18 protein-coding genes are annotated in these 17,308 nt (G+C 67.5%); 12 read left to right on the plus strand and 6 right to left on the minus strand.

The features are described 5' to 3' along the window. Window positions 1–83: 83 nt before the first annotated feature. Window positions 84–293 (plus strand): hypothetical protein, encoded by a 210-nt coding sequence (locus tag ACVOKU_RS13610; protein ID WP_053519179.1) that lies wholly within the window; start codon window positions 84–86, stop codon window positions 291–293. Between the two features lie 68 nt (window positions 294–361). On the opposite strand, the gene ACVOKU_RS13615 is transcribed toward ACVOKU_RS13610, so the two are convergent. Then, on the minus strand, window positions 362–1,483 hold the full coding sequence (locus ACVOKU_RS13615) for an HDOD domain-containing protein (protein ID WP_053519181.1): 1,122 nt from the start codon (window positions 1,481–1,483) through the stop codon (window positions 362–364). Window positions 1,484–1,634: 151 nt separating this feature from the next. Next, window positions 1,635–2,174 carry an inorganic diphosphatase gene (gene ppa / locus ACVOKU_RS13620; protein ID WP_053519183.1) on the minus strand — a complete coding sequence of 180 codons (540 nt, stop codon included), beginning with the start codon at window positions 2,172–2,174 and terminating at the stop codon, window positions 1,635–1,637. A 187-nt stretch (window positions 2,175–2,361) separates the two neighbouring features. Here ppa and ACVOKU_RS13625 point away from each other — a divergent pair, with 187 nt between their 5' ends. From ACVOKU_RS13625 to ACVOKU_RS13645, 5 genes are all read left to right on the plus strand, one after another. Beyond that, complete coding sequence (locus tag ACVOKU_RS13625) at window positions 2,362–2,862, plus strand: hypothetical protein (protein WP_481560184.1); 501 nt, start codon at window positions 2,362–2,364, stop codon at window positions 2,860–2,862. After that, window positions 2,862–3,338 carry a hypothetical protein gene (locus ACVOKU_RS13630; protein ID WP_481560185.1) on the plus strand — a complete coding sequence of 159 codons (477 nt, stop codon included), beginning with the start codon at window positions 2,862–2,864 and terminating at the stop codon, window positions 3,336–3,338. Before ACVOKU_RS13625 ends, ACVOKU_RS13630 begins: the two co-directional genes overlap by 1 nt. 78 nt (window positions 3,339–3,416) lie before the next feature. Continuing rightward, a complete protein-coding gene (locus ACVOKU_RS13635; RefSeq protein ID WP_481560186.1) occupies window positions 3,417–3,923 on the plus strand; it encodes an RNA polymerase sigma factor in 507 nt (168 codons plus the stop codon). A gap of 105 nt (window positions 3,924–4,028) precedes the next feature. Then, a complete protein-coding gene (locus ACVOKU_RS13640; RefSeq protein ID WP_164150857.1) occupies window positions 4,029–4,967 on the plus strand; it encodes a FecR family protein in 939 nt (312 codons plus the stop codon). Between the two features lie 169 nt (window positions 4,968–5,136). Further along, window positions 5,137–8,052: a TonB-dependent receptor gene (locus ACVOKU_RS13645; RefSeq protein WP_481560187.1), complete on the plus strand. Its 2,916-nt coding sequence runs from the start codon at window positions 5,137–5,139 to the stop codon at window positions 8,050–8,052. Between the two features lie 67 nt (window positions 8,053–8,119). On the opposite strand, the gene ACVOKU_RS13650 is transcribed toward ACVOKU_RS13645, so the two are convergent. After that, a complete protein-coding gene (locus ACVOKU_RS13650; protein ID WP_481560188.1) occupies window positions 8,120–8,377 on the minus strand; it encodes a DUF2789 domain-containing protein in 258 nt (85 codons plus the stop codon). Between the two features lie 107 nt (window positions 8,378–8,484). Here ACVOKU_RS13650 and ACVOKU_RS13655 point away from each other — a divergent pair, with 107 nt between their 5' ends. Both ACVOKU_RS13655 and ACVOKU_RS13660 read left to right on the plus strand, forming a co-directional pair. Beyond that, a complete protein-coding gene (locus ACVOKU_RS13655; protein ID WP_481560189.1) occupies window positions 8,485–9,072 on the plus strand; it encodes a biliverdin-producing heme oxygenase in 588 nt (195 codons plus the stop codon). A 31-nt stretch (window positions 9,073–9,103) separates the two neighbouring features. Continuing rightward, window positions 9,104–9,544 carry a YbaN family protein gene (locus ACVOKU_RS13660; RefSeq protein ID WP_481560194.1) on the plus strand — a complete coding sequence of 147 codons (441 nt, stop codon included), beginning with the start codon at window positions 9,104–9,106 and terminating at the stop codon, window positions 9,542–9,544. Between the two features lie 49 nt (window positions 9,545–9,593). On the opposite strand, the gene ACVOKU_RS13665 is transcribed toward ACVOKU_RS13660, so the two are convergent. Continuing rightward, entirely contained in the window at window positions 9,594–11,621 is a 2,028-nt protein-coding gene (locus tag ACVOKU_RS13665) for a sodium-translocating pyrophosphatase (protein ID WP_128990704.1), read from the minus strand. Between the two features lie 282 nt (window positions 11,622–11,903). On the opposite strand from ACVOKU_RS13665, the gene ACVOKU_RS13670 reads away from it, so the two are divergent. Further along, the gene (locus ACVOKU_RS13670) at window positions 11,904–12,407 is read left to right on the plus strand and encodes a hypothetical protein (RefSeq protein ID WP_481560190.1); all 504 of its coding nucleotides are present in this window, start codon (window positions 11,904–11,906) and stop codon (window positions 12,405–12,407) included. A gap of 119 nt (window positions 12,408–12,526) precedes the next feature. On the opposite strand, the gene ACVOKU_RS13675 is transcribed toward ACVOKU_RS13670, so the two are convergent. Together ACVOKU_RS13675 and ACVOKU_RS13680 are read right to left on the minus strand one after the other, a co-directional pair. Beyond that, entirely contained in the window at window positions 12,527–12,916 is a 390-nt protein-coding gene (locus tag ACVOKU_RS13675; RefSeq protein WP_053519206.1) for a DUF488 domain-containing protein, read from the minus strand. An 8-nt stretch (window positions 12,917–12,924) separates the two neighbouring features. Continuing rightward, on the minus strand, window positions 12,925–14,181 hold the full coding sequence (locus ACVOKU_RS13680; RefSeq protein ID WP_053519209.1) for a 6-phosphofructokinase: 1,257 nt from the start codon (window positions 14,179–14,181) through the stop codon (window positions 12,925–12,927). A gap of 135 nt (window positions 14,182–14,316) precedes the next feature. Here ACVOKU_RS13680 and ACVOKU_RS13685 point away from each other — a divergent pair, with 135 nt between their 5' ends. From ACVOKU_RS13685 to ACVOKU_RS13695, 3 genes are all read left to right on the plus strand, one after another. Then, on the plus strand, window positions 14,317–14,880 hold the full coding sequence (locus ACVOKU_RS13685) for an adenylate kinase (protein ID WP_053519211.1): 564 nt from the start codon (window positions 14,317–14,319) through the stop codon (window positions 14,878–14,880). Between the two features lie 322 nt (window positions 14,881–15,202). Continuing rightward, complete coding sequence (mpl, locus tag ACVOKU_RS13690; RefSeq protein WP_481560191.1) at window positions 15,203–16,567, plus strand: UDP-N-acetylmuramate:L-alanyl-gamma-D-glutamyl-meso-diaminopimelate ligase; 1,365 nt, start codon at window positions 15,203–15,205, stop codon at window positions 16,565–16,567. After that, window positions 16,564–17,142 (plus strand): LON peptidase substrate-binding domain-containing protein, encoded by a 579-nt coding sequence (locus tag ACVOKU_RS13695; RefSeq protein WP_481560192.1) that lies wholly within the window; start codon window positions 16,564–16,566, stop codon window positions 17,140–17,142. Before mpl ends, ACVOKU_RS13695 begins: the two co-directional genes overlap by 4 nt. Window positions 17,143–17,308: the final 166 nt, after the last annotated feature.

Below are 17,308 nucleotides of genomic sequence, written 5' to 3' on the forward strand. Positions count from 1 at the left end.
CGGGAAAGTGAGTGCGGTCACTGTCTGCTCTTGTCGCATTCAGCACAGTAGGTGCGTCCAATACCGGACACTGGGAGATGGATATGAAGCGCACGCTTTTCCGCCAGGTATCGGCCGCCGTCCTGATCTATGCAACGCTGGTGGGCTCGTTGTCCGCACAGAACATCATCGTCTGCGGCGGCGGTGTGTACTGCGAGCAGCTCCGGCTGGAGTGCCTGGCCAAGGGCAACGCTCCGGCCCTGTGCGAGCGCCAATGGCGTCTGTGCGTGCTGGACGCCTGTCCGCAGCGCTGAGACAGGAAAAAGGGCGCGTCCGTTGGACGCGCCCTCATGCGAGGCGGAGGCAGTCGCCCGCGTGCCGCTCAGGCGTCGGTGGGTGTCAGCCCCATCAGTGCATTGGCATGCTCACGCCACTGCGGCAGTCGATTGAGCACGCCCGCGCGCTGCAGGTAGTCCTCGTCAACGGGATCGCCGTTGACCAGCGCCAGCGCCACGTGCACCGCCCCGGTCACCCAGAAGCTGCGGGTCGTGGCGCGTTGCGGCTGCAGGTGGAACGCCACCGCTTCGATGATCGGCATCGGCAGGCCCCACAGCCCCAGCAGGTAGGCGCCGGCTTCGGCATGCCCGGGGCGGAGGTCGCCGGCCAGCGCAGGCTCGCTGCGCTCGTTGCGGACGCCCGGCAGCAGCAGGCCGATGTCAGCCAGCAGCGCCGCGGTGGCACCCAGTTCCGCACTGGAATCGGGCAGCAGGCGGGCGGCCAGGCGCGAGGCGAGCAGGGCGCGCTGCTGCAGCGAGTTGCGTTCGGCCGCAGACAGCGTCGGTGCCGAGAACACCTCGCTTGCCAGGACCAGGTCGCGCAGGGTGGACAGGCCCAGTCGGGTGACCGCCGTGCGCAGATCGGCGATGGTGCGGCCCTGGCTGAAGAAGGCCGAGTTGGACAGCTGCAGGACTTTCGCGGCGATGGCAGGATCGGCGGCGACCAGTTTGGCCACGTCGGCGCTGTCGGTATCGTCATCGTGTTCCAGGGCCTGGGTCAGGCTCAGGTACAGGTGTGGCGGCGAAGGCAGCTTCTCGATGCGGCCGATGGCATCACGCAGGCGCGGGCTGTCCAGCACCTCGCGCAGCTCTTCCAGGCTGGTCAAGGCCTCCAGCAGCACCTCCGGCGCCAGTGGCAGGGGCAGGAAGCGATGGGCAACGCCGATCAGGCGCGCCGGCGGTGGCCGGTTGCCGTGCTGGGCATCGACCAGGGCGATACGGATGGTTTCCGGGCGCAGCGTCCGGATCTGCCCCAGCAAGGTGGTGGCATTGAGGTCCGGCAGCTGCGGGCAGACGATCACCGCGTCCACGCCCTGCGTCGCCACTGCCGTCATCGCGGTGTGGCCGTCGGCGGCGGTCAACGGCTGCCAGTCTTCCCCAAGATCGGCAATGAATTCGGTCAGCTCGGCCGGCAGGCTGGCTGCATCTCCAACAAGCAGAATACGCACGACACAATCCCCTGGCTGTCTCGACGCTGGATGTCGACGACGTGTGAAGTGACGCAATTTACCTAATACAGCACCCGGAGTGCTGTGCCGCGGTGTTGAAACGTGACCCGCATCGCTCCGGCAGGACACACCGGAGCGATGCGGTTCAGGATCAGGCCTTGCTGCCTTCCAGGTAGCGCGCGTGCGCTTCGACCAGGATCTGCTTGGCTTCCGCCGCGCCGCCCCAGCCGTCGAGCTTGACCCACTTGCCCTTTTCCAGGTCCTTGTAGTGCTCGAAGAAGTGGCCGATGCGCTCCAGCCAGTGGCTGGAGACCTGCTCGATGTCCTCCACGTGGGCATAGCCGCTGAAGATCTTGGCGACCGGCACGGCCAGGATCTTCTCGTCGCTGCCGGCCTCATCGCTCATCTTCAGCACGCCGACCGGGCGGCAGCGCACCACCGAGCCCGGCACCAGCGGCAGCGGCAGCACCACCAGCACGTCGGCCGGATCGCCGTCGCCGCACAGGGTGCTGGGCACGTAACCGTAGTTGCACGGGTAGCGCATCGGGGTCGACAGGATGCGGTCGACGAAGATCGCGCCGGTTTCCTTGTCCACTTCGTACTTCACCGGCTCCGAGTCCTTCGGGATCTCGATGATGACGTTGATTTCTTCCGGCGGGTTCTTGCCGGGCGAGACGAGTTCCAGACCCATGGTCGTGCTCCAGGTGGGGATGTAGGCGGATAGCCCTCCATTTTATGCCTTTGCAGGCCGCTGTGCAGGTGGGGCGACCCCTACAGACCGCTGCGCAGGCGGACGACCCGCGGCGCCCGCCTTGCCCGATGGGCCCGGAGGGCTGGCCGGCGCAGGCTGCTGGCTCGTTCCCTGGGAGATATCCGCCATGTCCTGGACAACCCGCTGCTGCGGTACGTTCCTGTTGTTCGCAACCCTGCCGGCACTGGCACACGCCAGCCATGTTGACCTTGTCGACTACCCCTCGCCCCAGGCCAACTGGGACCGCTTCCACCGGTTGCAGGCGTCGCTGGTGCGCGAGTTCGACGGCATCTGCGCCGACACCTTCTGCGAAGGTGAGTACAGCAACTACCGGGTACTGACGTTCCGCTGTGCCGTGCAGGCCGAAGCCGGCACCGTACGCCACTGCGCCTGGGGCATCGTGGCCAGCGAGCTGCGGGTCGAACCGGTCCGCGGCGAAGTGCAGGTGGACAATGCGCGCTGGATCTGCCCCGTCACCCTCGGTGAGGGGGTTCCGGTGGAGGTGTTCCACGCGACGCTGGAGCAGGAGGAGGGCGCGTTCGAGCCCTTCCCCGGCACCGATGTGACGGTCTTCGACACACTGCCGACCTGCCTGGGGCAGCCGGGCAATGCCGGGAGGGCCGCCTGATGCGCGCGCTGAAGAGGATTGTTCTTGCAGGCCTGATGGGGCTGGCCGGCGCGGCACACGCTGCGCCGGCCTATGTGGATGCACGCCTGTTCCCCAACCAGACGGCTGGGTGGCAACGCTTCCTGGCGGTCGAACGGTCGCTGCGGCAGAGCTTTGACAACGTCTGCGGTGACACCTTCTGCGAAGGCGAATACAGCAATCTGCTGCCGATGCGGTTGCGCTGCTCGGTGCATGCGGCAAGCGGCGCCATCCAGAGCTGCATCTGGACCTTCGCCGGCAGCGCCACCACGGTGGCTGATGATGGACGGATCGATGTCGACCTGCGCAGTTTCGCCTGTCCACTGCCCGTGGCGACGGGAACACGGCTTGAGGATTTTCTGCGTGCGCTGGAGCAGGCCCAGCCCAACCGTGCGATCCATGTGACGCCGCCGGGCGGCCACATTTCGATTCACGAAGGGCTGATCGGCTGCCTGTGATCCCCTTAAATGAGAACGTGACGGATTCGCATTGACGGTGTAGCATGCGCGGCGCCTTCCGTCGTACCGGCTCCGCGCATGCGTTCCAATGCCGCCATCCTCACCGAACTGCTGATCCGAGAGCGGCCGGCGCTGCTGCGCCGGGTGCAGCGCATCCTGGGGGGCGACCCGGGTGCGGAGGACGTGATCCAGGCTGTCTGGTTCAAGGCCCGCGGGGTGGGCAACACCCCGTTGATCGACAATCCCAGGGCCTATCTGTACCGCCTGGCAGCCAACCTGGCGACCGATCACGGGCGCGAGTCGACGCGCCGCAACCGCCTGTTGGCCGATCACTACCTGTGGGGACCGGACGAGGCTACGTCCACGTCCACCGAAGAGCAGGTGATGGCGCAGGATGAGCTGCAGCGCGTCCTCGATGCGGCCAGCCACCTGCCGGAGCCGACCCGCACCATCTTCCGGCTCAATCGGCTGCAGGGCCTGACCCAGGCCGAGATCGCGCGTCGCCTTGGCGTGTCGGTCACCACCGTGGAGAACCACATCCGCGCCGCGTTGCAGCGCCTGGCCTGGGCCCGCAGCGGCCGCTGAGCGGACGCGCTTGGGAATGGGCCCGGTTCAAACGTCTTGATGGCTGGACTGTACCTGCGGTCCAGATCCCTCTCCCCGCGCCTGAATCCTCCTGTCCGCCAGCCAATGAGCCCGCCGAACACTTCTTCTCCCGCCGCCTGCGAAGACGTCGTGGCCGAACAGGCCATGCGCTGGATCGCATGGCTGGCATCGGGCGACATCACCGATGCTGGCATGTGCGAATTCGAAGAGTGGCTGGCGCAACCGGGCCATCGCCACGCCTTCGAGCAGCAGCGCACGCTGTGGCGCAGCCTCGGCCCCCGGCCGGCCGTCGCGTCTGCGGTGCGGCGCCGGCGTCAGCGGCTGCGCTGGATGACGGCTGCCGCTGCCGCCCTGGCGATGCTGATGGTCTGGCCCGAGGCGTCCCTGCGCCTGCAGGCGGACCACCGCAGCCGCCAGAGCGTCCAGCATGTGCAGTTGCCCGACGGCAGCCGTGCGGTGCTCGACGCGGACAGCGCGATCGCCGTGCACTTCGATGCGGGCACTCGGCGGGTCGATCTGCTGCGTGGCCGCGCCTGGTTCGAGGTGGTCGCCGATCCGCAGCGGCGCTTCAGCGTGGCCGCAGGCAACGGTGTGGTTGAAGACATCTCCACGGCATTCTCCGTGTCACGGGTCGAGGAAGCGGTTGAAACCCAGGTCGGGCAGGGCAGGGTGCGCGTGGCCGCCCCGGCCGACAGTGGCTGGACCTATCTGCAGGCGGGGCAGCGTGCGCAGTACGGTTCCGCGTCCGGCGTCGTCCGCCTGAGCGATGTCGCTGCCGACAGCGTGGGTGCGTGGCGCCAGGGCGAACTGCTGCTCGAGCAGGCCAGTGTCGCCGATGCAGTGCATCTGCTCGGCCGCTATCGTGCCGGTCCGACCTTCGTGCAGGGCGACCTTTCGACCTTGCCGGCCGTGAGTGCCGCACTGCGTATCGATCGCCCCGAACAGGCCCTGGATGCACTCGCGGAGACGACGGGGCTGAGGATCACCCGCCTGCCGATGGGTGTGGTCATCGTTCACAGATGACGCCGCGTCACGCGTGGAGACGCGATTTTCAGTGATCCCCCTTGGGGCTGTGGCGCTGCCGTTCGTCTTACTCCACGAACGTACCCGCAGCCGCCACGTACGTCGCCGTGTCCACGCGTGCCGTGGATGACGCCGCGCCTGCGGCTCCGCTCTCCTGACAGGTTTCTCCATGTTCGATTCCCCACGTCCGGGCCGCACTCCGCGCCCGTCCCGACTGTGCGTCGCACTGCTCGCCGCCGGTATTGCCGGCGCAGTACCGCCCGCGCTGGCCCAGGATACTGCCAACCCGCAGGCAGCCGCGCAGCGCTTCGACATTCCCGCGCAGCCGCTCGACAGCGCGTTGCGCAGCTACATGCGGCAGTCCGGCGTACAGGTGGTCTATCCGGCGGCGTTGGCCAGCGGCGTCACGTCGCAGGCGGTCAGCGGCGCGCTCACCCCAGACGAGGCGCTGGCGCGGCTGCTGCAGGGCAGTGGCATGGGCGTGCGCCGTGTCGGCGACGGTGCAGTGATACTGGCAGCGGCCGGCGCCCTGCAGGCGCAATCGCCGACCATCACCGGCCCGCTGCGTGTGGCCGGCGATCGCGTCGCTGAAGGCATCGGCAGCGACGAGGCGCGCCTGCTCGACACCTATCGCAGCGTCGGCTCGACCACCACGCTGGATCGCACAACGCTGGAGCGCTTCCGTGGCACATCCAACGGCGACATCGTCAAGGGCGTGGCCGGGGTCACCGCCGGTGATCCGCGCGTGGGCAACGGTTTCGACGTGAACATCCGCGGCATCCAGGGCCAGAGCCGCGTGCCGGTCATCATCGATGGCGGGCAGTCCAGCATGGACACCTACCGAGGCTACGCCGGCCAGTCACAGCGCAGCTATCTTGATCCGGACCTGATCTCCCGCCTGACCATCACCAAGGGCCCCAGCCTGCAGGCCAACGCGTCCGGCGGCATCGGCGGTGTGGTGGAGATGGAGACGCTGACCGTCGGCGACATCCTGCGCGAGGGCCGCGACGTCGGTGTCCGCGTACGCGGTGGTCTGGCCAACGCCAGTGCCAACAACGTGCCGGCATACAGCGCCGTACCCCGCACGGACCGCAGTGCTACCGGAAGCCAGTTCTTCAACGTTGCCGCCGCTGGGCAGTGGGACCGCTTCGACCTGGTCGCGGCGTACGCCCACCGCGACAACGGCAACTATTTTTCCGGCAGACACGGATACGATGACTTTCCGCAGACGCGGCGCACGCTGGCACCGTTGAATCCGCCGCGTACCGAAGTGTTCAACACCTCCTCGCGCTCGACGTCGGCCCTGCTCAAAGGCACCTGGCGCATCGACGATGCGCAGACCCTCGAAGCCGGCTATCGCCGCTATGAGGGCCGCGCCGGCGAGATCATGGCCTCGCAGATCATCCGCGTTGAGCGGGATCGCATCCCACAGTGGGATCCCGGCCACGTCGACATGGACAGCTACAGCCTGCGCTATCGCTTCGATCCAGACAGCGAGCGGATCGATCTGCGCGTCAACGCCTGGTACACCGATGCTGACAGCGTGATGTACAACAGCCTGACCGGCATCACGCCGTGGTACTTCGACCGCCGTACCGAGTGGTACGACGCGCCGAGTTTCAGCGGCGATCCGGGCTACAAGGATGCCTACCGCAATCCGCTGCGACAGAAGCGCTTCGGCCTGGATGCCAGCAACACCTCGATCTTCGACACCCGTGCAGGCGTGTTCACCCTCGACTACGGCCTGTCCTACAGCAACGAGGACATCGCACCGGGCAGCGCCGCACCGATCAAGCAGGATGATCTGGTCAACAACCGTTTCCTGCGCAACGCTGAGCGCAAGGAATACAGTGCCGTGGCGTCGCTGAAGTGGCAGCCCGACGAACACTGGGAGTTGATGGCCGGTGGCCGCTGGAACCGGGTGGACGTGCATGACCGCAATCGTCTGGCCACACCCGATGCCTATGAAGTGCAGGGACAGTACCGCTACACCGAGCTGCTGGATGGCAACCCGGCACTGCCCTCCTGGCGCGCCAAGCGCATCGCGCTGCTGAACTGGTATCCGGACGCCGATGGTGCGTTCACCCAGGCCTCGCTGCTGGCCTCGCCGTACAAGAAAGGCACGGTGGCTGACATCGGTGGCTGGAACTTCTACGACGCTGATGCACCGGAAGACCTGGAGGTGCCGGTCAGCTGGACCTGGTCGCAGCCGATCCGTCGCCGCGACAGTGCCTTCTCACCCACCGCCAGCGTGGCCTATCGCTTCAGCGAGGACACGATGGTCTACGTGAAGTACGCCGAGGGCACCAAGCTTCCGAGCCTGTTCGAGACGACACTGGGCCTGTTCACCGCCGCCAGACCCGTCGCAGAGCTGAAGCCGGAGCGCGCGCGCAGTTGGGAAATCGGTGCCAGCACCGTCCACCATGACCTGTTCACCGCCGGCGATCGCCTGGCGCTGAAGCTGGCGTACTTCGATACGCGCATTGATGACCTGATCACGCGTGACTACCGCACGCTGTCGGCCGGCCTGATCCGCAACGTCGACCAGTTCAAGGTCTCAGGCATGGAGTTCCAGTCCAGCTATGACAGCGGCAAGGCATTTGCCGACCTGTCCGCGCATTACTACTTCAAGGCCAAGACCTGCGCCCCGGACATCGCCGCCGAGCGCCGGGCGTACGGTGCACAGCGCAACAACGATGAACTGGCCAGTACGCCCAACTGCGTGGACGGTGGCTTCGAGGGCTCCTACACCAATACGCAGAACCCGCCGCGCTACATGGTGAACCTGACGGCTGGCTCGCGCCTGTTCGACGAGCGGCTGACCTTCGGCACCCGCGTGATTCACAACGCTGGCCCGATCAGCAAGCTGGACAAGGACTGGAATGTCGGCCTGTCGGCGATCCAGCAGCTGTACCGGCCGACCACCCTGGTCGATCTGTTTGCCAGCTGGCGCTTCAGCGACCAGCTGTCGGTGGAGGCGAACGTGGACAACGTGACGGATCGTTACTATCTCGATCCGCTCGCCCTGGGCGTGATGCCCGCCCCGGGCCGTACCGCGCGCCTTGCATTCACCTGGAGGTACTGATTACCTGCGCAGAGCGCCTTCGGTGGGTGCGGACCTTGGTCCGCACCGCCTTGCCGCGACCGCGGGCTTACAGCCCGGTCGCTGACTTCACCGCATCTTCGTGCAGCGACTCGTTCAGTTCATCGACCACCGTGCTCCAGGCCGCATCGGCCTGCAGCGATTCGGCCAGGAACTGCCGCTGGCCATCGTTCCAGTAGGGGGCGTCGGCCACCGCCACGCCGGTAGCCAGCTGGTGGTCGCGGATGAAGCGGGCGATGCCCTCGGCGCTGGCATCCAGGCCCAGCTGCAGGAACAGGTTGGTCATGCGCGGTTCGGTGGTGATCATCATCGGTTCCCGGCGGGAAAGAGGGAGGGGCATTATCGACGCAAGCGGGCTTGGGGAAAGCCCTGCGCCGCACGTCTACAGCAGGACCTCTCTCCCAGGCACCCTCCATGAACGCACATACCGCCCCTGAAGACAGCCGCAGCCTGCGCCTCAAGGCCGCCACGCGCGACAGCCACGGCGCGCTGGACAAGCGCATCATGGCCGGTGACATCTTTGCCGATCTCGGCAGCTTCGCCCGCTTCCTGCGCGTGCAGTACCGTTTCCACCGCAGCATCGACCGGCTGTACGCCAGCCCGGCGCTGGACGCATTGCTGCCGGGGCTGGCCGGGCGCCGGCGTCTGCAGCAGGTGGCAGCTGATCTGCACGACCTGGGGCAGGATCTCCCCGGCGCGGACATGGCGCCGTTGGCAGGTGACCTGCCGTTGCCGGTGGCGCTGGGCTGGCTATACGTGGCCGAAGGCTCCAACCTGGGGGGCACGGTGCTGTACAAGATGGCCGCGCGGCTTGGCCTGGACCAAGGGTTCGGTGCCCGCCACCTGGCTGCGCACCCGGATGGCGCGGCCCGCCACTGGCGGGAATTCACCGCCGCGTTGGATGCGGTGCCCCTGAGCGCCGCGCAGGAACAGCAGGTGATCGATGCCGCCGATGCCGCGTTCCGCAGCGTGCATGGCCACGTTGAAATCGAGTTCGGCTGATGCCCGGGCTCTGCCTGCGGGCGATGCGCTGATGCGCTGGCTGTGGTTCGCGCTGGGCTGGATGATGGTCGGGCTGGGGGTGATCGGCGCGTTGCTGCCGGTGATGCCCACCACCATCTTCCTGATCCTGGCGCTGGGCTGCTTCGCGCGCAGTTCGCCACGGTTCGAGCAACGGCTGCTGGCACATCCGCGCTACGGCCCGCCGCTGCGACTGTGGCGGGAACAGGGCGCGGTATCGCGCCGGGGCAAGGCATTGGCCAGCGTCGGCATGGCGGTGGGGTTCGCCTTGTTCTGCTGGGGCGCGCACCCTTCCTGGCGGCTGCTGCTGGGCGTGGGCCTGTTCTTCGCGGTCAGCGCCGGCTATGTACTCAGCCGGCCGGCGCCACGACTGGAGCCGCCCCAGAGTGTCGAACGTGGCGATGCCGGCGATGCCGGCGATCCGCGCCGCTGCGGGCGTCGCTGGAATCGCTGAGTCCGGGTGAGGGGGTGGAACCGGGCCCACGCCCGGCTCCACCGATCCGCTACAGCAGCGGCACCAGCAGCAGCGCCACGATGTTGATGATCTTGATCAGCGGATTGATCGCCGGCCCGGCCGTGTCCTTGTACGGGTCGCCGACGGTGTCGCCGGTCACCGCGGCCTTGTGCGCTTCGCTGCCCTTGCCGCCGAAGTGGCCATCCTCGATGTACTTCTTGGCGTTGTCCCAGGCACCGCCGCCGGTCGTCATCGAAATCGCCACGAACAGGCCGGTGACGATCGTGCCGATCAGCAGGCCCCCCAGCGCGCGTGGGCCCAGCAGCAGGCCGACCACCACCGGCACCACCACCGGCAGCAGCGAGGGCAGGATCATCTCGCGGATCGCAGAACGGGTCAGCATGTCCACGGCCTTGTCGTACTGCGGCTTGCCGGTGCCCTGCATGATGCCGGGGATGTCGCGGAACTGCCGGCGCACTTCCTCCACCACCGCACCGGCGGCACGACCCACCGCCTCCATGGCCATCGCGCCGAACAGGTAGGGAATCAGGCCGCCGATCAGCAGGCCGATGATCACCGTGTGGTCACTGAGGTCGAAGCGGAACTCCTGCCCGGGGTTCGCCGCCTGCAGGTTGTGCGTGTAGTCGGCGAACAGCACCAGTGCCGCCAGCGCCGCCGAGCCGATCGCATAGCCCTTGGTCACGGCCTTGGTGGTGTTGCCCACCGCGTCAAGCGGATCGGTGATGTCCCGGATCTCCGAGGGCAGTTCGGCCATCTCCGCGATGCCGCCCGCGTTGTCGGTGATCGGCCCGTAGGCGTCGAGGGCCACGATCATGCCGGCCATCGACAGCATGGCGGTGGCGGCGATGGCGATGCCGTACAGGCCGCCCAGCGCGTAGGCGCCCCAGATCGCGGCACAGACCGCCACCACCGGCAGCGCGGTGGACTTCATCGAGATGCCGAGCCCGGCGATGATGTTGGTGCCATGCCCGGTGGTCGACGCCTGGGCGACGTGCTGCACCGGCTTGTACTGGGTACCGGTGTAGTACTCGGTGATCCAGACGATCAGGCCGGTCAGGACCAGGCCGATGAGGGCGCAGCCATACAGCGCCAATGGACCGTGCACGTTGTCGGACATCAGCCCCGTGGTGATCGGGTAGAAGGCGATCGCCGCCAGAACACCCGACACGATCACGCCCTTGTACAGGGCCCCCATGATCGAGCCACCGGGCTTCACCTTGACGAACAGTGCGCCGATGATCGATGCGATGATCGACACGCCTCCCAGCACCAGCGGATACAGCACGGCGTTGGCGCCGGCTTCGGCGAGCATCAGGCTGCCCAGCAGCATGGTTGCGATCACCGTGACCGCGTAGGTTTCGAACAGGTCGGCGGCCATGCCGGCGCAGTCACCGACGTTGTCGCCGACGTTGTCGGCGATCACCGCCGGGTTGCGCGGATCGTCTTCGGGAATGCCGGCTTCGACCTTGCCGACCAGGTCGGCGCCGACGTCGGCGCCTTTGGTGAAGATGCCGCCGCCCAGGCGCGCGAAGATCGAGATCAGGGAAGAGCCGAAGGCCAGGCCGACCAGCGCATGCAGCGCCTGGTCCATCTGCAGCCCGAGCCGCAGCAGCAGGGCGTAATAGCCGGCCACGCCCAGCAGGCCCAGGCCGACCACCAGCATGCCGGTGATCGCACCGCCACGGAACGCTACGTCCATCGCGGCGCTGATGCCGTTGCGTGCGGCTTCAGCGGTCCGCACGTTGGCGCGCACCGACACGTTCATGCCGATGTAGCCGGCAACGCCGGACAGCACCGCACCCACCGCGAAGCCGACAGCGGTGTACCAGCTCAGGAACACGCCTACGAGTACGAACAACACCACGCCGGCGATGCCGATGGTCAGGTACTGGCGGTTCAGATAGGCGCGTGCGCCCTCCTGGATCGCGGTGGCGATCGCGACCATGCGCTCATTGCCGGTGGGTTGGCGCAGGATCCAGCGCGCCGAGACGATTCCGAACAGGATCGCGAGAATGGCGCAGCCCAGCGCCAATGACAGCCCGTGACGTTCCAGCATTAGACCCCTCCGCAGAATGGATGATGAGCATCCAGTGGCGATGAACTTCACCACGAGGGGGACGACGGGCTGCAGCCTGGAACCAACCCGTGCCGACCGTGGCGGTCGTCCGACGTATGGCGGTGTTCAGCATTCCCTGGTGGCCGCAGTATGCGTGCACATGCGCCCGGATGGTAGCGCCGTGCGTGGAAGGCGCAGCGCTTGCCCCTGCACCGACGCGCCTTTGCACCCTGTTAAGCCTTCCTCTGCAAGCCTGCGCTCAGTCCTGAAGGAGACCCTCCCATGCGTCTGTCCCTGTTGATGCTTGCCGCCCTTGTGCCGGCAATGCCTGCATCTGCCGCCGAGACCCCGGAACTGCAACGCGCGGTGGGTGCGCCGCAGGCGGTGGGAGCGGTACACACGCTGCGGCAGATTCCCGAAGCCTGTGCGCGGCTGGAGGGCGCCTTCACCGGCCAGGCTGCCGAGCCGTATCGATTCGCCGTGGTCCGTACCAGCGAGCAGTGCCAGCCGCGCGCTCGTTTTGTCGACTTCGCCAAAGCGCAGCCCGCGGTCGACAAGGGCTGGAAGCTCAATGACGTGATCCGCGTGCCCAGCGCGACGTGCCCGGCACAGCAGGCGGTGGTGCGGGTGTGGCGTCTGCCGGTCGACAACCGCCAGGCGCTGGACGGCCAGGGGCAGTCGCGCATCTATCTGGAAGAAGCAAAGCAGCAGGCCGCCGCCGGCAGGATCCCGCAGGTGACGATGTTCGCCGCGCAGCTGCAGGTGGAAGGCAAGGCCTGCAACTGACGCCGTCCGGCAGGGCGAAGCCACGCAGGGCCTGGATATACTTCGGCGCGCACCGGTAGCGTCGGGCCATGCCCGGCGGAGAACCCGGTAGTGCCGGCCGCTGGCCGGCACCCCTGCCATCACTCGGCCAGCTTCGCACCGCGGGCCACCAGCAGGTCACGCAGTGCCGAACGATGGCAGTGCGCCTCATCCTCGCAGTAGCAGCCCACGCTGATGTCGGTGTGCTGCGACAGCGCGGCCAGCAGATCCAGCGCGTGGGCTGCGTCGGGCGCCTTCATCTCGGCACGGTAGCTGCGGAAGAAGGCATTCCAGTCGGCCGCGGTGGTCGCCCCGCGAGCCTGTTTCACCCGTTCCGCGCTGGGCGACAACGTCGGGAACCAGACGTCGTACCAGTCCTGGCGGGCGAACTCGCTGCGTGGCACGCCGCGTGGCGGGCGGCGTACGGTGCCGATGCGCAGGCCTTCGCCCGGAACGCGCGGAGAACCGAGGCGGACGATCCGCAGGGCCATGATCGTACTCAGACCTCGAAGGCCGGCAGCGTCTTCTTCACTGCCACGTTCTTCAACGTCACATACTTCGGCAGGCCATCGGCGCCGTACGGCAGTGGCGCTTCGCCCTTGATCAGCGGTGACAGATAGGCGCGCGCCCGGGCAGTGATGCCGAAGCCGTCGCGGCGGATGAAGCCGGCCGGCATCTTCTTCTCGTGGTTGGCGATCTTCGACAGCGGCGCGGACTCGATCTTCCAGCGGTACGGTGCGTCGCTGCTGCGCACGATCACCGGCATCACCCCGTTCTGGCCCTTCAATGCCAGTTGCACGGCCGCCTTGCCCACGGCCTGCGCCTGGTCCCAATCGGTGCGGCTGGCGATGTGACGTGCCGAGCGCTGCAGGTAATCGGGCAGGGCCCAGTGCACCTTCAGCCCCAACTGGTCCTTGACCCGGCCGGCGAGGTGCGCGGCGACGCCGCCCAGCTGCGAATGACCGAATGAATCCTTGCTGCCGCCGGCATCGGCGACGAAGCGGCCATCCGCCGTGGCGATGCCCTCGGAGGCCACGACCACGCAGTACCCGACGCGTTCGACCACCGCCTTGACCTTGGCCAGGAAGGCCGCCTCGTCATAGGCACGTTCGGGCAGCAGGATGATGTGCGGGGCCTCATCGTCGCCATTGCCGGCCAGGCCTGCGGCAGCGGCCAGCCATCCGGCATGGCGGCCCATCGCTTCGTAGATGAAGACGCGGGTGGAGGTCTCGGCCATCGCCGCGACATCCAGCGCCGCCTCGCGCACCGACACCGCGGTGTACTTGGCCGCCGAGCCGAAGCCGGGGCAGGTATCGGTAACAGCCAGGTCGTTGTCGATGGTCTTCGGCACCCCGATGCAGGTCAGGTCGTAGCCGGAGGCCTTGGCCAGCTGCGAGACCTTCAGCGCGGTATCGGCCGAGTCGTTGCCGCCGTTGTAGAGGAACCAGCGCACGTCGTGCGCGCGCAGGACCTGCAGCAGACGTTCGTAGCGCGCACGGTCGGCATCGAGCGACTTCAGCTTGAAGCGGCACGAACCGAATGCACCGCCCGGTGTATGGGCGAGGGCGCGGATGGCCGCCGCACTCTCCCTGCTGGTATCGATCAGCTCTTCGCGCAGGGCGCCCAGGATGCCGTTGCGGGCCGCCAGAACCTTGATGCCCTTGGCCCGGGCCTGTTCGATCACCGCCGCAGCGGTGGCGTTGATGACCGCGGTGACACCACCGGACTGGGCATAGAGGAGGGTACCGTTGCGCATGCTTCTACCTGCTCAGGGGAGGGACATTGCAGGGACATTACCCGGATGCGGTAAAGTGGCGCTATTGCGGTGCAGCGATACCGGACCGTCCGGGACGCGAACCTTCTTTGTTTTCAACACGTTGGAGTCAGGTCAATGCGATTGGTTCTGTTGGGACCGCCCGGTTCGGGCAAGGGGACACAGGCGACGCGCCTGAAGGACAAGCTGGGCATCGCCCACATCTCGACCGGTGACATGCTGCGTGCGGAGATCGCTGCGGGCTCGGAGCTGGGCAAGCAGGCGAAAGCCGTGATGGATGCCGGCAACCTGGTGTCGGATGAGATCCTGCTGGGCATGCTTGAGTCGCGGCTGGCCCAGGCGGATGTCGCCAAGGGCTTCATCCTGGATGGCTACCCGCGCAACGTGGCGCAGGCCAACGCGCTGGACGGCCTGCTGGCCAAGATCGGTCAGCCGCTGGATGCGGTGGTGCAGCTGGATGTGGCCACCGAACTGCTGGTCGAACGCATCGCCGGCCGCGCCAAGGAGCAGGGCCGCGCCGACGACAATCCCGAATCGGTGCGCCAGCGCCTGCAGGTCTACAACGACCAGACCGCGCCGGTGGTGGATTTCTATGCAGGCCGGGGCACCCTGGCCCGCGTCGATGGCGTCGGCGAGCTCGACGAGATCGAAGCCCGCATCCTGGCCGCGATCAAGGCCTGAACCACGCGCGCGGCCGGCTGCGGCCGGCATGCAGAACACAGGCCTGGTCCTTGCGGACCAGGCCTGTGTCGTTTTCATAGGTGCCAGCGGAGGGCTTGCTCAGGGCCCCGCAGCATGAGCTCCCTTGGGGATGGCCTCTTGGGGAGTAGGACCGGTTCGGGTACTGCGGCTGGCAACCCGAATTGTGTCCGGGTTCACAGAACATCGCTATCAGGAATTCCCTGACAGGTCGCTGGAGTTTTCTCACATCCGGTGTAGGACTTGTCTGACCCCACTACGGACATTGGCCCTATACAGTCGTGATCAGTCACAATCCTCGCTCATGAGCAGCGTACATATCCTTGCAATCGCCGGCACCTTCATGGGTGGCGTGGCCGCCCTGGCGCGGGAACTGGGCCATACGGTCAGCGGCAGCGACCAGGCCATCTATCCGCCGATGTCGACCCAGCTGGAGCAGCTGGGCATCACCCTGGACCAGGGCTACCGGGCCGACAGCGTGCCGGCGGGCACCGACCAGGTGGTGATCGGTAACGCGCTCTCGCGTGGCAACCCGGCCGTGGAGGCCGTGCTCGACGCCGGCCAACGCTACATCTCCGGCGCGCAGTGGCTGTCCGAGCAGGTGCTGCCGGGCCGCGACACGCTGGCTGTGGCCGGCACCCACGGCAAGACCACCACCACGACCATCCTCACCTGGCTGCTGGAGAATGCCGGTCGCGCACCGGGTTTCCTGATCGGTGGCGTGGCCGAGGATTTCGGCGTTTCCGCCCGCCTCGGCCAGGGCCGTGAGTTCGTGGTGGAAGCCGATGAGTACGACACCGCCTTCTTCGACAAGCGCAGCAAGTTCGTCCACTACCGGCCGCTGGTCGCCATCCTCAACAATCTCGAATACGACCACGCCGACATCTTCCCGGACGTGGCCGCAATCCAGCGCCAGTTCCACCATCTGGTGCGCACCGTGCCGGCGCGCGGCCGCCTGATCGTCAACGGCGAGGACGTGTACCTGGCCGAAGTGCTGGCAATGGGCTGCTGGACGCCGGTCGAGCGCTTCGGATTCGATCCGGCGCTGGAATGGCATGCCGAACTGCTGGCCGCCGATGGCAGCGCCTTCCGCGTGCACCATCACGGGCAAGCGCTGGGCGATGTGCAATGGTCGCTGCTGGGGCGGCACAACGTGCTCAATGGCCTGGCTGCGCTGGCCGCTGCCCATGCGGTGGGCGTGGCACCGGCCGAGGTGATCCCGGCGCTGGCGCGCTTCCGCAGCGTCAAGCGGCGCATGGAAGTGATCGGCAGCCACGACGGCATCACCGTCTACGACGACTTCGCGCACCATCCCACCGCGATCGCCACCACCCTCGAGGGCCTGCGCGCCAAGGTGGGCGATGCACGCATCGTGGTGGCGATGGAACCGCGCAGCAATTCGATGCGGCTGGGCGCACATGCACACGCGCTTGCGCCCTCGCTGGCGCTGGCCGACGAGGTGGTGTTCCTGCATCGTCCCGAGCTGGCCTGGGACGCAGCGTCGGTGATCGCAGCGGTGCGCGGCCACGCGCACGCGGTACCCGATACCGACGCATTGCTGGCACAGCTGCAGGAGCGCGTGCACCGCGGTGACCACGTGGTGTTCATGTCCAATGGTGGCTTCGACGGCGCGCCGCGCCGTTTCCTCGCAGCATTGCAGGCGCGATGAGCACGGACGCGTCACTGCCCCTGTTCCCGCTGCACGCCACCCTGCTGCCTGGCGCGGCGATCGGCCTGCGCGTGTTCGAGCGCCGCTATCTGGACCTGATCCGCGACAGCGGCCGCAGTGCGGAGGGATTCGGCGTCTGCCTGATCCTTGATGGCCAGGAGGTCGGTGCGCCGGCAACGCCGGCCGCCTACGGTGTGCAGGTACGCATCGAGGACTTCGATGTCGGCGCCGACGGCGTGCTGCAGCTGCGCCTGCGCGGTACCCGCCGCTTCCATGTCGAGCGCACCCGGGTGCGCGACAACGGCCTGGTGGTGGCCGATGTGCGCTGGTGCGAAGAAGACCCGGATGACGAGCTGCGTCCACAGCATGCGCTGCTGGCCACCGTGCTGAGTCACATCATCGAGCAGGCCGGCGAAGCCTACGCTCCGGCCAACCCTGCGTTGCTGGACCAGGCAAGCTGGGTCGGCTGGCGCCTGGCCGAGCTGCTGCCGTTGAGCGAACAGCAGCGCCTGCAGCTGCTGCAGACGGACGATCCGCATCAGCGCCTGCAGCAGCTGCTGGGCTGGATGCCGTAAGAATCATTCACGCAGCGCTTGGAACTGGTGCCGCCGGGCATGGCCCGACGCTACCGACCGGGTTGCTGGATCCGCCGGGGCTTGCCCCCGGCTACCCCACCGCCACGGGGGGGGGCCGGGGCCAGCCCCGCGGGCACCACACCGCGCCCAGGGGGTCAGCCCCCGG

It is taken from the genome of Stenotrophomonas sp. STEN147 (genome assembly GCF_056757995.1).